We start from the raw sequence: 12,244 nt of genomic DNA on the forward strand, positions 1-12,244 counted from the left end.
CCGGCACCCGCCGCCCACCTCCCGCGCGACAGCCGGCACCGCCTCCAGGACACCCCACCGCCCCAGCTTCCTGCCCCCCGGGGCGTCTCGGAGGGTCCCGGCGCGCAAATGCGCCGGGGCCTTTCTTTGTCAGCCCCTATATATAATGAGTGTGATTATCGGTTGGCCCTGCCCTATTCGGCATAATCCACCGGCACCGCCGCCCCGCTTTTCAGCGTCTCCATCGAGATGAAGGCCGAAACGTCGAACAGTTCGACGCGCTTCACCAGCCGTCGGTAGACGACGTCATAATGCTCGACCCGCGGCAGCACGATCTTCAGCAGATAATCATAATTGCCCGTCAGCCGATGCGCCTCGACGATCTCGCCGAGATCGCTGATCGCGCGACGAAAGCGCTCGATCCATTCGTCCTGGTGGTGGGCGGTCTTGACCAGGGCAAAGACCGTGGTCGGCACGCCGACCTTGTCGCGGTCGAGCACGGCGACGCGCCTTGCGATATAGCCTGCCTCCTCCAGCCGCTGAACCCGCCGCGAACAGGCCGACGGCGACAGAGATACCCGCTCGGCCAGCGCCTGAACCGGCATTTGTGCATCCGTCTGCAACAACTGCAACAGGATGCGGTCGCGATCATCCAGCATGACAATCTCCTTTTACCCGACAGAAAGCGACGCCGATCTGTTGCGCCGGAATAGCGGCGGACGCCTGGCGCGCGCCGTCCAGATGCAGGATCCGCCAAAATTTTGCAAACATTTCCCGCCCTCTTTGCGCGATCATGCATCCCGACAGCAGCAAAGGAATCGACATGAAGACCATAGGCCTGATCGGCGGCATGAGTTTCGAAAGCACGGCGGTCTATTACCGCATGGTCAACGAGATGGTGCGCGATCGCCTCGGCGGCATCGCCTCGGCCGAACTCGTGCTGCATTCCGTCAATTTCGCCGACATCGTCGCACTGCAGAAAAGTGGCCGCTGGGATCTCGCCGCCGACCGGCTGGCCCGTGCCGCCGAGGGCCTGGTACGGGCCGGTGCCGACTGCATCCTGATCTGCACCAACACCATGCATCTGGTCGCCGAAGCGGTGGAACGCCGCGCCGGCGTGCCGCTGCTGCATATCGTCGACGAGACCGCCCATGCCATCAAGGCGGCCGGCCTGCAGCGCCCCTTGCTGCTCGCCACCCGCTACACCATGGAGCACGGCTTTTATACCGACCGGATGAAGGCCCTCGGGCTCGACCCCATCGTCCCCGAGGAGCAGGACCGCATTTGCGTCCATGATGTGATCTTCGACGAGCTCTGCGCCGGCAGGGTGAACGGATCCTCGCGCGCCGCCTATCTCGCGATCATCGAAAAGGCCAAGGCCGCCGGCGCCGACTGCGTCATCCTCGGCTGTACCGAGATCTGCCTTCTGCTGGACCCGAACGACCTGCCGCTGCCCGGATTTGATTCCACGGCCCTGCACTGCGCCGCGGCGGCCCGCTTTTCCATGGCGGCCGAAGCGGTAACGGAAAAACAGGCGGTAGACGTCGGATAATAATTGACTCCGTCAACTATCCATAGGACAGAGTCCTCCAACGGAGGTCACTGCGATGGCCGAATCTGTCATGCCCGAGCGCGCCATGCTGGAGGCCGTACGGGCCTTCAACCGGTTCTACACCAACAGGCTCGGCGTTCTGGCCCGCGACTATCTGGAAACGCCCTACAGCCTGACGGAAGCGCGGGTGCTCTACGAACTCGGTGCGCGCCCGCAACTCTCGGCCTCCACCCTGATCGGCGAACTCGGTGTGGATGCCGCCTATCTCAGCCGCATCCTGCGCAAGTTCCGCAATGACGGTCTGGTCGAAACCCGGCCGGACCCGGCCGACAAGCGCAGCCAGATCCTGCAGCTGACCGAGGCCGGCCGGCATGTCCACACGGACCTTGCCCGCCGCGCCCGCCGGCAGATCGAGGGCGAGATCGAACATCTCGGCAGCGACGCGCGCCTGCATCTGCTGCAGGCCATGCGGGACATAGAGACATTGCTTGCACCGGCCTCGCCTGCCCCGCTGATCCTTTTGCGCCCGCACCGGGTGGGCGATATCGGCTGGCTCGTCGAGGCACAGGCGGCCGCCTATGCCCGCGAATATGGCTGGAACGCGAAATTCGAGGCGTTGATCGCCGAAGTCGCCGGACAATTCCTGGCCAGCTTCAACCCCGCCCGCGAACACTGCTGGATTGCCGAGCAAAACGGTGCGCGACTTGGCTGCGTCATGGTCGCGGACGGCGGTGGCGCGGAGGCCAGATTGCGCCTGCTCTATCTCGAACCGGCCGCCCGTGGCCAGAAGCTCGGGCGCCGTCTGGTCGAGGAGTGCATTCGCTTCGCGCGGCAGGCGGGCTACAGCACCCTGACGCTCTGGACCAATGATGTGCTGACGGCTGCCCTTCGCATCTACCAGACGGCAGGGTTCCGGCTGGTCAAGCAGGAGGCCCACGCCCTGTTCGGCCCGCCATGCATGGGCCAGACCTGGGTGCTCGATCTCTAGGACAAGGGATCAGCCGCTTGCCGCGTCGAAACGCTGACGTGCCGCCTTGACCTTCAGGTGGTTGTCATTGGCCCAGGTGAGCAGGCTTTCCAGCGCCGCATGCAGGGATCGCCCCAGATCCGTCAGGCTGTATTCGACGCTCGGCGGCTTGGTCGGAAATACGGCGCGCGCCACATAGCCGTCGCGCTGCAGGTCGCGCAGCGTCTGGGTCAGCATTCGCTGCGAGATATCCGGCACCAGCCGTTTCAGCTCATTGAACCGGTAGGGCTGGTCATGCAGCGCCTGCAGCAGCAGCGTCGACCACTTTCCGCCGATCTGGTCGATCACAGTGCGCACCGGACATTGCTCGAACGGATTGTCGGCCAGATAGCACTGCATCTTGCTGGAGAAATTCTGCGCGGCGGTCATCAGCCGGTTCCCTTCACGTAACCTTGTCCCGCAAAACTGCCTCCTTTACAGCATCGCGTCAATCTCTAAATAAGAGCAAGTCTCATATTGAGACCACTAACTCTGACCCGCGACAGGGACCTCCAGATCCCCAAAGGAACGCCTCATGCCCAAGATTCTCGTCACCGGCGCTGCCGGTAAACTCGGCTCCCTCGTCATCGACGCCCTGCTGGCAAACGGTACACCGGCCACCGACATCATCGCCGGCAGCCGCGACCCTGCGAGGCTCGGCGATTTTGCCGGCAGAGGGATCGAAACCCGCAAGGTGGATTTCGACGACGAGACCGGGCTTCAGGCGGCATTTGCCGGGGTGGACCGTCTGCTGGTGATCTCCACCGACAGCATCGGCGAACCCGGCCGCCGCCTGACCCAGCACCGCACGGCCATCGCCGCGGCAAAGACGGCCGGCATTGGCCGCATCTTCTACACCTCCATGCCGAAGCCGAAGGACAGCCAGGTGATCTTTGCGCCCGACCATCTGGGCACGGAGCAGGCCATTGAAGACAGCGGCCTTGCCTACACGATCTTCCGCAATGGCTGGTACATGGAAAACCTTTTGATGACCCTGCCGCAGGTGCTGAAGGACGGCGTCTGGTACACCGCAAGCGCCGATGGGCGGAACGGCTATGTCTCGCGCGCCGACCAGGCCTTGGCGATCGCCGGCGGCCTTGCCCATCCGCCAGCCGAAAGCGTGATCTACACCCTGACCGGCGCCAGGGCTCTGTCCGTCGACGACGTCGCCGCCGCCGCCGCGAAGGTCGTCGGCAAGCCGGTCAAGGTCGTGCAGCTCGACGACACGCAACTGGCAGGCGGCATGCAGCAGGCCGGTGTCCCGGAAGCGATCATCCCCATGCTGATGTCGTTCGAGCAGAACACCCGCGCCGGCGGGTTCGACATTATCACCGGCGACGTCGAATCGTTGAGCGGCAAGCCGCCGACGGATATCGAAAGCTTCCTCAGCGACAATCGGTCGGCGCTCGCCTGACCTCTGCCGCCGGAAAGCCACGACACTGCGACCGGCATGTCCGGCCGCGGTCCTCACCGTCGCAAATGTCTATCCCCGCGACTGTTTGGTCGTTCACATGTCCTGGCCGCAGGCCCGCCGGAAGCGTCTCACGCTATCGGCCATGCCGTGCACCAGCGCATCGGCGGTCAGGCCATGGCCGATCGAGACTTCGGCAAGCGTCGGTATACGCGACACCAGCGGCGGCAGGTTGGCAACCGTGAGGTCATGACCGGCATTGACGGCGAGGCCGGCGGCGGCGGCGGCATCCGCCGTGTCACCGAGCCGTTCGATCTCGGCATCGGCCCGGTCGCCGTCGTCATAGCAGCCGCCATAGGGACCGGTATAAAGCTCGATCCGGTCGGCGCCGATCCGCCGGGCGATCGCGACCGGCTCGGCCTTGCCGTCGCCATCGGCAAACAGCGAGACGCGCATGCCCCTGTTCTTCAGCCGGGCCACCACCGTCGTCAGAAAGGCCTCGTGCCGGGCAAAGTCCCAGCCATGGTCCGAGGTGGCCTGCGACGGATCGTCGGGCACCAGCGTCACCTGTTCCGGCTCGGTCTTCTCGCAGAGCGCCAGAAAATCCTCCGTCGGGTAACCCTCGATATTGAATTCGGCCTTGGGGAATTCGTCATCGATCAGGGCCCGCAGCAATGGCAGGTCGGAAAAGCGGATATGCCGCTGATCGGGCCGCGGATGGACCGTCAGTCCGGAAGCGCCGGCCTCGAGCGCGATCCGCCCGATCCCCGCCACATCCGGCCAGGGAAGATCGCGCCGGTTGCGGAGCATGGCGATGGCGTTGAGATTGACGGAAAGCTTGGCGGGCATGGCATTCCCATTTCAGGTAGAGGACATTCTTCCCTTTAGGACAAATGGCCAATTCGCACCAGCGCCTTTGCGTCATCGGTGCCATCGGCCGGCGTGATCGGTGCGGGCCGGACCGGGCAGCGCCGCCCGCCCCTGCGGGCGCGAATCCGGCCCTCCTCCGCACGCATGTGGTAGCGGTGAGACACTATGGCGCTTTTCATGCAAAATCCTTTGCAGCATGGGGCATTCGGCCATATTCGCAGTTTACAAGCTCTGTCGGACACGCCTAAAATTTTTTCGATAGACGTCGCATGCCGGGGGGAAGCGGCACACAGCAACACAAAGAGACGAACCGCACGCGAAGGACGGCAGTCCGGCGTGGGCGTAGCGTGGTTCGCCCATCCTGGATCTGCGTCAAGGAGGCGGGAATATGGTTGGAGAGGGTACGCCTACCGGGATGAATGGCGCGCATGCGCCGCTTTTCTGCGCCCTGCAATACCTGCCGCAGATCGCCCTGCCGTCGCAAACGCCGGCGGCGCCGATCGCCATCGCCGAAATGGCCGAGCTTTTCGGCGTCACCCATCGGACATTGCATTTCTACGAGCAGAAGGGTCTGCTGACCTGCGGGCGAGACGGTGCGCGCCGCGTCTACAGCGACGGCGATGTGGCCCGAATGGCCCTGATCAGCCTTTGCCGCGATGTCGGCATGCCGGTCGCCGCCATCCAGGACCTGTTCGACGAATTGCTGAGCGCGGGCAGCTATGCGCAGGCCAATGCGATCTTCCAGCTGGCCTTGCGCCGCCATTTGGACGGGCTGGTCGTCAGCCTCACCACCCTCCAGCGGCAGGCCGAACAGATCGAATCGCTTCTCGACCTTGACATACCGCCCGCCCCCCAGGCGCCTCCCCCCGCAATCGACCTGTCGCGGCAGGAACGCCATTGCCTGGAGCTGATGGCCGAAGGCTATACGACGGTGCGCCTCGCCCATGTGCTGGAATTGACAAAACCGGATGTCGAAACGCTCGAGCGCACGCTGATCCGCAAGTTCAAGGCCCATAACCGGTTCCAGGCCGTGGCAAAGGCCGTGTTGCTGGGCTATGTCAGCACCCATGAGGGCGGCACGGATGGCCGGGCGCAGGATGCGGCCCGCCGGCGGCAGATCTGGAACAGCTGAGGCCGGGCCACGGCCAGCCCGCCCGCCGATTTGACAAACATCATATATGGCTAATTTTTAAGGAGACGGGTCGTCGGTGTGCAGGCTAGCATAGGCACGAACCGAACCAACCGACGGAAACCCATGTCACAATTGTTCAGCCGCTACGCCACGCCGTTCATCACCGGCCTTTTTCTCGTCTCCCTGATCTCCGGAATATTCCTGTTCTTCCATGTCGGCAACGCCGCCTTCCACGGCATGCATGAATGGCTGAGCATGGTGCTGATCCTGCCCTTCGTGCTGCATATCTGGCGGAACTGGCGCCCGTTCTGCAACTATTTCAAGCGTCTTCCGATGGCAGCCGCCCTCGCCGTCTCGATCGTTGCGGCGGTCGCCTTTGCCTGGCCGTCGCTCACCGGCACCACGACCGGCGGCCGCGGCGGCAATCCGGCCTTTGCCATGGCCGGCATCGTCACCGCTGCGACCCCGGCCCAGCTGGCGCCGATCATCGACAAGACGGAAGACGAGGTGATCACCGGCCTGAAGGCAGCCGGCTTCACCGCAGCCGCCTCGGACAAGAAGCTGGCAGAGATCGCCGCAGACTCCGGCAAGCCATCCAACGACCTGATGAGCGTTATCGCCGGCATGGGCAAGACGCGCTGACCTTGCGCCGGGGAGGTCCCTCCCCGGACCACGGCACCTTGGCTTGGCCTATCGCACGATGGTCAGGGTTTCGGCGGCGCGTGTCACGGCCGTATAGAGCCAGCGCTCGCGGCTGTCGCGAAACGCATAGCTTTCGTCGAACAGCACGACATTGTTCCACTGCGAACCCTGCGCCTTGTGTACCGTCAGGGCGTAGCCGAAATCGAATTCATCGTAGCGCTTGCGGGTATTCCACGGGATCTCGGTTTCGATATCCTCGAAGGCGGCCTTCAGCAGCTTGATCTTGGCCGCACCGCGATCGGACTCGTCTTCGTCCTCCGGCTTGATCAACAGGTTGATCCCCGGCTTCACCGTCTCGCGCGACGAACTCATCACCGTCCAGAGCGATCCGTTGAGCAGCCCCTTCAGCTGGTCGTTCCTGAGGCAGACCAGCTTGTCGCCGGCCTGCGGGTAGTCCTGAACGAAGCCCTTCAACTCGCGCAGCCGCTTGTTGTAGCGCCGCCGCGTGCGGTTGGTGCCGACCAGCACCTGGTCGGCGTCGAGCACCAGATCCTGCGTCACCTCGCTCTTCGAAATCACCTTGGCGGTGCCGTAGTCGCCGCGCATGATCTCCTTGCCTTCGCGCACCTGCATGGCGAGATGGATGATCGGATTGTCACGCGCCTGGCGATGGATATCGGTCAGCAGATAGTCCGGCTCCTGCTCGGTAAAGAAACCGCCGCCCGACACCGGCGGCAACTGGCCGGGATCGCCGAGCACCAGGATCGGCGTGCCGAAACTCATCAAATCGCGGCCGAGGGCCTCGTCGACCATCGAGCATTCGTCGATGACGATCAGCGCCGCCTTGGCAAGCGGGCTCTGCCGGTTGATCGCAAACATCGGCGACACGGAGGTCTTGCCCGTCTCCTCGTCCTCGACATGCTCCTCGCCGCGCGGGCGATAGATCAGCGAATGGATGGTCTTGGCATTCGAGGCGCCGCGCGAGCGCAGCACCTGCGCCGCCTTGCCGGTAAAGGCGGCAAACAGCACCTCGCCGTCGACATGCTCGGCGAAATGCTTGGCAAGCGTCGTCTTGCCCGTCCCGGCATAGCCGAACAGGCGAAAGACCGGCTGCTTGCCGTCCTTCAGCCATTTGGCAACAGCCTTCAGGGCCTCGTCTTGCTGCGGTGCGAATTCCATGCCCGCGACTTGGCAGGATTCTGCCACCCGCTGCAACCGAAAAAGAACGAAAGGGGATCGGATCCCCTGCCAAATCACGGTTCCTTTGATCGACTACACAGTTAAGCAACAACTTGACTTTCGGCCTGGCCGGAATGATAGTTAACCACATGCCTAACTATAACACACCGCTCGACCAGCTATTCCATGCGCTCGCCGACCCCGGCCGACGGGCCATGGTGGACCGGCTGGCAAAGGGGCCGGCATCGGTGAAAGCGCTGGCAGAACCGCTTGCCATGTCGCTGCCGGCCGTCATGCAGCATCTGTCGGTGCTGGAGAAAGCCGGTCTGGTTGCCAGCCAGAAACAGGGCCGGATACGCACCTGCAGCCTGAGACCGGAGGCCCTGTCGCAGGCGGAAGCCTGGCTCAATGCGCGCCGCCTTGGCTGGGTGAACCGCTTCGACCGGCTTGCCGCCATGCTCGATGAAGAAGACCGGACGGGAGAACCACGGGAATGACCATGCGCAATGCCAGCCACGCCACATTCACCGTGACCCGCAGCTATCGCCAGTCTCAGGCGCGCGTCTTTGCCGCCTGGGCGACGGAAGACAAGAAGTCTGCCTGGTTTGCCGCCCCGCCACCGCGCCAGACGCTGAAACGCAGCTTCGATTTCCGCGTCGGGGGCCGAGAGCAGCTATCGACCGATTTCGGCGACGGCATCGTGCACCATTTCGACGCCGTCTACCGCGAGATCCTGCCCGGCGAGCGGATCATCTACGCCTATGACATGCACCTCAACGAAACCCGCATTTCGGTGTCGCTCGCGACCGTCGAGTTCCAGCCGGAGGGCAGCGGCACACGGCTCGTCTTCACCGAGCAGGCGGTCTTCCTCGACGGTGTCGCCGACGATGGCAGCCGCAGGCGCGGCACCGAAGCCCTGATCGACAATCTCACCGCCTATCTGGGCGATCACTGAGCCTTCCCCTCCAGCCCCGCGAGGCCGTTCGATGACATTGACGCTGCATTACCATCCGCTCGCCTCCTTCTGCTGGAAGCCGCTGATCGCGCTCTACGACACGGAGCTCGCCTTCGACCGCGTCGAGGTCAATCTCGGCGATGCCGCGTCGCGTGATGCCTTCGCCCGGATCTGGCCGCCGCTGAAATTCCCGGTGCTCGTCGATCACGTGCATGGCCGGACCATCGCGGAATCGACGACGGTGATCGACTATCTCGACAGCTTCGGTAAAGGCCCGCGGCCCATGACGCCGACCGATCCGGATCTCGCATGGCAGGCACGCATGTGGGACCGGCTGTTTGACAACATGCTGCAGGCGCCCATGCAGCGGATCGTCGCCGACGCTCTCCGGCCGGCCGGGCAGCAGGACGCTTTCGGGGTCGCGCAGGCCCGGTCCGACATCGCGGCTGCCTATGACTTCATCGAGACGCGGGTGCCGGAGGATGGCTTCATGGTGTCGCAGGGCTTCACGCTCGCCGACTGCGCCGCCGTGCCGGCCCTCTTCTGGTCGGACACGATCGTCCCGCTCGGCGACGGCCATCCGCGGCTGACGGCCTATCTCGACCGCCTCAAGGCCCGCCCCTCCGTCGCACGCACGCTGCGCGAGGCCGAGCCCTATTTCGGCTATTTCCCGCTAGACCCCAAGCCACGGATCTAAATGGCCCCAACCGCCTGCATGTCGACGTCCTCGACCGCCTCGGCCTTGCCAGTGGCAGGCCGAGATAGCGACTGACCCAGAGCCAGAACAGGCTGACGGACACCAGAGATACCACGCCATCGCAGGCGTAGTGCCAACCGGTATACACCGACCCGAAGAGGATGAAGGCAGCATAGGCCCAGCCGAGCACCGCCCAGCGACGTCCGAAACTGGTGAGCAACCAGGCAATCAAGACCGCCATGGCCACGTGAATGCTCGGCATGGCCGAGATACCGGTGGCAAAGCGCAGCGCACCATGTTCATAGGCACCGAGCAGGAGTTCGGCGTATTCCTTGACAAATACGATATCAGGATTGGCGGTGAGCGCCCGGGTCAAGCCTTCGAACCGCTCGCCACCATAGATCGCATCGTAGAAGATCGGTCCAACGCTCGATCCTGCAAGCGCGCCCACGGAGCCGAGTCCCGCATAGACGAAAACCATTGCGGCCAGGTAACGCACGAACCTGGTCCCCTCGGATGCAAACGCCATCGCAGCGAAGCTGCCAATGACGACAACGAACCAGATCCGCGAATACACAACATCCATGAAGCCGGCCCAGGCGTCCGGAAATATTGAATGGGCTGCACGCCAAGCCTGCATCCCGAACACAGCCCGATCTATGCTGGCGAGATAGCCGTCGGCGTAAAAGGTGACGGTTTCCGGAATGTGGACCTTGAACGTCGAAAATGCCGACAGGCCGAGAACGAGCAGTCCGAGCGCCGCCACGGCACGCAGGCCGTATTGACGAAACAATATCTTCGCATGCGACAACGGAGAAGCGGGTTTGTGGACGATGCCGATGGCACCGAGCGCCACGCCGCCGACTGGCAAGGTGAACAGAAAGAAGCGGAGATTCAGCGCCGCAAAATTCACGAATGTGTCCTTGTAGAAGAACACGGCTGCAAAAATGTAGGAAAGAAATATCAGAAACAGAGGATTTCGAACCGCGCTCAGAATGGCACGACTATGCGTCCTGTCGTTCTTCGCTAGCCTGTCGCCGACCAGACTGTCGATGTTCATTGCGCCCCCTCAAGATACATCATCTCATTGGGCACAACCTTTCCAAGAAGTCCTAATACCACCTTAAGGCGAAAAGGCTAAATTAAATATTCGTCAATTATTCAAGCCTTGATTTACTCCAAGGGTTTCTGAGCGTTCCGCCCGGCCCCAAGCGGATCGTTGTCAAGCATGATCGCGACACCGTGCGGGGTTGCTTCCGCCGCCCGCTGCCAGCTTTTCTGCAAGGCCAGGATTGCATCGGCGTCTGCGATACCCTTGGTCGCCAGCAGCGTGCTCAGCGCCTCCACCCAGGCATCGAAATAGTCCGAACCGTCGGCTGCGCGGCCCGGCCGGTGGACCTCGGCAGACAGGGCCTCGGCCCATTCGCTCCAGGCAAACAGGCCGCGCTCGTAGAGATGCACGGTGAGCGCAAAAGCCTGCGCGTGCCAGGGCTCGGCAAAGACCGGAGCGCCCTCCGGCGATTGTGGCAGTCCGGGAGACACGGCCAGTTCCGGTCTTGTCTCACAGGGGTTCAAGATAGCTCTCCCAGGCATCGATCGAGACGGTGAGCGTCGGATCGGCATCCTCGCCCCAGATTTCGGTTGCCGGAAACACCACGGTGTAGACCCATTGCGGGTTCTCGCCCTTGCCATGCGCATTGTCGTCGGGAAAGACGAAACTGCCCTGCACCGCCTCGACCACGCCGACCTTGCCGCGGGCATAGCGCGGCAGCCGGGTATGGGTCGGCGGATTGAAATTGCGGGTGCGCACGACATCGCCCGCGACAAACAGCGGCTCGGTCTGCACCGGCCGGTCGCAAGGGCCGCCCTTGGCCAGAACCTCCGCCACCATATCGGCCTTCAGCACCTTTTTCGGCGTGGCAGGCGCCATCGTCGCCGTCCCCCCGTCAATCTCGGCTTTCGTCGCAAAGCCGTGCCGCTCCAGCAGCGTCTCCAGCGCCCGGATCCAGATCTCGTAATAGCTCGCGGAAAGATAGGCGGCCGGAGGAATGCATTCGCGCGCATGCCGGCTTTCGTCGATGGTCCAGGCCCCGAAGGCACCACTGGAAAGCGTCAGTCCGAGCGCCCGCTTTTCCCATTCGGCGTGAAAATAGGGCTCGCCCGGTTCCGGCGCGACCGGGCCGAAGCCCATCTGCCCGCCAAGGTCGTGCGGCCCGTTCATGGCGCCGCCCCTGGCTTGCCTGCGAGCCCGCAGCCGATCATCGAATCGCGGCTGACGAGATCGGCCAGCATGTCCTCGTCCATGCCCTCGGTCCCCTCCGGGCGCATCGGCACCACGAGATAGCGCAGTTCCGCAGTCGAATCCCAGACCCGGATCTCGCTCTGCGAATCGAGGCTTACGCCGAATTCCTCCAGTACCCCGCGAGGATCGATCACGGCGCGCGAGCGATAGGCAGGCGCCTTGTACCAGACGGGCGGCAGGCCAAGCACGGCCCAGGGATAGCAGGAGCAAAGGGTGCAGACGACGAGATTGTGGGTCTCCGGCGTATTGAACACGGCGCGCATATGCTCGCCCTGGCGGCCGGTAAAGCCGAGGCTTGCGATCGCCGCCGTCGCATCGGTCTTCAGCCGTTCGGCAAAGCGCGGATCGGTCCAGGCCTTGGCCACCACCTTTGCTCCGTTGCGCGGGCCGACCTTGGTCTCATAGGTCTCGACGATGGCATCGATGGCTGCCGGGTCGATCAGACCCTTCTCGACGAGCACGGTTTCGAGCGCCCGCACCCGCGCCTGCATGTCGGAATACCGGTTATCGTGGTGGTGC

The 12,244-nt window shown here is 63.7% G+C and carries 17 protein-coding genes; 8 read left to right on the forward strand and 9 right to left on the reverse strand.

The features are described 5' to 3' along the window. Positions 1 to 173 precede the first annotated feature (173 nt). Positions 174 to 638, reverse strand: a complete 465-nt coding sequence (locus J2Z17_RS24420) for an Lrp/AsnC family transcriptional regulator (protein WP_209949341.1) — start codon at positions 636 to 638, stop codon at positions 174 to 176. After that, positions 628 to 804 (reverse strand): hypothetical protein, encoded by a 177-nt coding sequence (locus tag J2Z17_RS24425; RefSeq protein ID WP_209949342.1) that lies wholly within the window; start codon positions 802 to 804, stop codon positions 628 to 630. Before J2Z17_RS24425 ends, J2Z17_RS24420 begins: the two co-directional genes overlap by 11 nt. Here J2Z17_RS24425 and J2Z17_RS24430 point away from each other — a divergent pair. Together J2Z17_RS24430 and J2Z17_RS24435 are read left to right on the forward strand one after the other, a co-directional pair. Then, positions 803 to 1,531, forward strand: a complete 729-nt coding sequence (locus tag J2Z17_RS24430; RefSeq protein WP_209949343.1) for an aspartate/glutamate racemase family protein — start codon at positions 803 to 805, stop codon at positions 1,529 to 1,531. The two genes, J2Z17_RS24425 and J2Z17_RS24430, sit on opposite strands and share 2 nt — an antisense overlap. A 70-nt stretch (positions 1,532 to 1,601) precedes the next feature. Further along, entirely contained in the window at positions 1,602 to 2,519 is a 918-nt protein-coding gene (locus tag J2Z17_RS24435) for a bifunctional helix-turn-helix transcriptional regulator/GNAT family N-acetyltransferase (protein WP_209949447.1), read from the forward strand. Positions 2,520 to 2,528: 9 nt separating this feature from the next. On the opposite strand, the gene J2Z17_RS24440 is transcribed toward J2Z17_RS24435, so the two are convergent. After that, complete coding sequence (locus tag J2Z17_RS24440) at positions 2,529 to 2,927, reverse strand: winged helix-turn-helix transcriptional regulator (protein WP_209949344.1); 399 nt, start codon at positions 2,925 to 2,927, stop codon at positions 2,529 to 2,531. 145 nt (positions 2,928 to 3,072) lie between these two features. Here J2Z17_RS24440 and J2Z17_RS24445 point away from each other — a divergent pair, with 145 nt between their 5' ends. Next, positions 3,073 to 3,951 carry an SDR family oxidoreductase gene (locus tag J2Z17_RS24445; protein WP_209949345.1) on the forward strand — a complete coding sequence of 293 codons (879 nt, stop codon included), beginning with the start codon at positions 3,073 to 3,075 and terminating at the stop codon, positions 3,949 to 3,951. 93 nt (positions 3,952 to 4,044) lie between these two features. On the opposite strand, the gene J2Z17_RS24450 is transcribed toward J2Z17_RS24445, so the two are convergent. Next, positions 4,045 to 4,797, reverse strand: a complete 753-nt coding sequence (locus tag J2Z17_RS24450; protein WP_209949346.1) for a pyridoxine 5'-phosphate synthase — start codon at positions 4,795 to 4,797, stop codon at positions 4,045 to 4,047. A 409-nt stretch (positions 4,798 to 5,206) separates the two neighbouring features. Between J2Z17_RS24450 and J2Z17_RS24455 the strand changes: the two genes are divergently transcribed. Then, on the forward strand, positions 5,207 to 5,950 hold the full coding sequence (locus J2Z17_RS24455) for a MerR family transcriptional regulator (protein ID WP_245224335.1): 744 nt from the start codon (positions 5,207 to 5,209) through the stop codon (positions 5,948 to 5,950). 123 nt (positions 5,951 to 6,073) lie between these two features. Then, on the forward strand, positions 6,074 to 6,592 hold the full coding sequence (locus J2Z17_RS24460; protein WP_209949347.1) for a DUF4405 domain-containing protein: 519 nt from the start codon (positions 6,074 to 6,076) through the stop codon (positions 6,590 to 6,592). 48 nt (positions 6,593 to 6,640) lie between these two features. Here the strand turns inward: J2Z17_RS24460 and J2Z17_RS24465 are convergent, their stop codons facing one another. Continuing rightward, complete coding sequence (locus tag J2Z17_RS24465; protein ID WP_209949348.1) at positions 6,641 to 7,771, reverse strand: ATP-dependent DNA helicase; 1,131 nt, start codon at positions 7,769 to 7,771, stop codon at positions 6,641 to 6,643. Between the two features lie 149 nt (positions 7,772 to 7,920). On the opposite strand from J2Z17_RS24465, the gene J2Z17_RS24470 reads away from it, so the two are divergent. From J2Z17_RS24470 to J2Z17_RS24480, 3 genes are read left to right on the forward strand one after another with little or no spacing between them, the layout of a single operon-like run. Next, the gene (locus J2Z17_RS24470) at positions 7,921 to 8,268 is read left to right on the forward strand and encodes an ArsR/SmtB family transcription factor (protein WP_209949349.1); all 348 of its coding nucleotides are present in this window, start codon (positions 7,921 to 7,923) and stop codon (positions 8,266 to 8,268) included. Next, the gene (locus J2Z17_RS24475) at positions 8,265 to 8,726 is read left to right on the forward strand and encodes an SRPBCC family protein (RefSeq protein WP_209949351.1); all 462 of its coding nucleotides are present in this window, start codon (positions 8,265 to 8,267) and stop codon (positions 8,724 to 8,726) included. The genes J2Z17_RS24470 and J2Z17_RS24475 overlap by 4 nt, the downstream gene beginning before the upstream one ends. A gap of 31 nt (positions 8,727 to 8,757) precedes the next feature. Further along, the gene (locus J2Z17_RS24480; RefSeq protein WP_209949354.1) at positions 8,758 to 9,423 is read left to right on the forward strand and encodes a glutathione S-transferase family protein; all 666 of its coding nucleotides are present in this window, start codon (positions 8,758 to 8,760) and stop codon (positions 9,421 to 9,423) included. Here J2Z17_RS24480 and J2Z17_RS24485 read toward each other — a convergent pair. From J2Z17_RS24485 to nthA, 4 genes are all read right to left on the reverse strand, one after another. Next, positions 9,335 to 10,483 carry a phosphatase PAP2 family protein gene (locus J2Z17_RS24485; RefSeq protein WP_209949356.1) on the reverse strand — a complete coding sequence of 383 codons (1,149 nt, stop codon included), beginning with the start codon at positions 10,481 to 10,483 and terminating at the stop codon, positions 9,335 to 9,337. The two genes, J2Z17_RS24480 and J2Z17_RS24485, sit on opposite strands and share 89 nt — an antisense overlap. Positions 10,484 to 10,596: 113 nt before the next feature. Next, a complete protein-coding gene (locus tag J2Z17_RS24490; RefSeq protein WP_209949359.1) occupies positions 10,597 to 10,998 on the reverse strand; it encodes a nitrile hydratase accessory protein in 402 nt (133 codons plus the stop codon). Continuing rightward, complete coding sequence (nthB, locus tag J2Z17_RS24495; protein WP_209949360.1) at positions 10,985 to 11,644, reverse strand: nitrile hydratase subunit beta; 660 nt, start codon at positions 11,642 to 11,644, stop codon at positions 10,985 to 10,987. Before nthB ends, J2Z17_RS24490 begins: the two co-directional genes overlap by 14 nt. Continuing rightward, positions 11,641 to 12,216, reverse strand: a complete 576-nt coding sequence (gene nthA, locus J2Z17_RS24500; protein ID WP_209949451.1) for a nitrile hydratase subunit alpha — start codon at positions 12,214 to 12,216, stop codon at positions 11,641 to 11,643. The genes nthB and nthA overlap by 4 nt, the downstream gene beginning before the upstream one ends. Between the last annotated feature and the right edge of the window lie 28 nt (positions 12,217 to 12,244).

The sequence above is a fragment of the Heterorhizobium halophytocola genome (assembly GCF_017873095.1).
In the GTDB taxonomy this organism is placed as follows: Bacteria; Pseudomonadota; Alphaproteobacteria; order Rhizobiales; family Rhizobiaceae; genus Allorhizobium; species Allorhizobium halophytocola.

Bases quoted from the DNA above. Each gene is read 5' to 3' on its own strand.
- J2Z17_RS24425 (WP_209949342.1), bottom strand. From the start codon at position 804: ATGTCGATTCCTTTGCTGCTGTCGGGATGCATGATCGCGCAAAGAGGG.
- J2Z17_RS24445 (WP_209949345.1), top strand. From the start codon at position 3,073: ATGCCCAAGATTCTCGTCACCGGCGCTGCCGGTAAACTCGGCTCCCTC.
- J2Z17_RS24440 (WP_209949344.1), bottom strand. From the start codon at position 2,927: ATGACCGCCGCGCAGAATTTCTCCAGCAAGATGCAGTGCTATCTGGCC.
- J2Z17_RS24450 (WP_209949346.1), bottom strand. From the start codon at position 4,797: ATGCCCGCCAAGCTTTCCGTCAATCTCAACGCCATCGCCATGCTCCGC.
- J2Z17_RS24420 (WP_209949341.1), bottom strand. From the start codon at position 638: ATGCTGGATGATCGCGACCGCATCCTGTTGCAGTTGTTGCAGACGGAT.
- J2Z17_RS24470 (WP_209949349.1), top strand. From the start codon at position 7,921: ATGCCTAACTATAACACACCGCTCGACCAGCTATTCCATGCGCTCGCC.
- J2Z17_RS24430 (WP_209949343.1), top strand. From the start codon at position 803: ATGAAGACCATAGGCCTGATCGGCGGCATGAGTTTCGAAAGCACGGCG.
- nthB (WP_209949360.1), bottom strand. From the start codon at position 11,644: ATGAACGGGCCGCACGACCTTGGCGGGCAGATGGGCTTCGGCCCGGTC.
- J2Z17_RS24465 (WP_209949348.1), bottom strand. From the start codon at position 7,771: ATGGAATTCGCACCGCAGCAAGACGAGGCCCTGAAGGCTGTTGCCAAA.
- J2Z17_RS24460 (WP_209949347.1), top strand. From the start codon at position 6,074: ATGTCACAATTGTTCAGCCGCTACGCCACGCCGTTCATCACCGGCCTT.
- J2Z17_RS24475 (WP_209949351.1), top strand. From the start codon at position 8,265: ATGACCATGCGCAATGCCAGCCACGCCACATTCACCGTGACCCGCAGC.
- nthA (WP_209949451.1), bottom strand. From the start codon at position 12,216: ATGCAGGCGCGGGTGCGGGCGCTCGAAACCGTGCTCGTCGAGAAGGGT.
- J2Z17_RS24455 (WP_245224335.1), top strand. From the start codon at position 5,207: ATGGTTGGAGAGGGTACGCCTACCGGGATGAATGGCGCGCATGCGCCG.
- J2Z17_RS24480 (WP_209949354.1), top strand. From the start codon at position 8,758: ATGACATTGACGCTGCATTACCATCCGCTCGCCTCCTTCTGCTGGAAG.
- J2Z17_RS24485 (WP_209949356.1), bottom strand. From the start codon at position 10,483: ATGAACATCGACAGTCTGGTCGGCGACAGGCTAGCGAAGAACGACAGG.
- J2Z17_RS24435 (WP_209949447.1), top strand. From the start codon at position 1,602: ATGCCCGAGCGCGCCATGCTGGAGGCCGTACGGGCCTTCAACCGGTTC.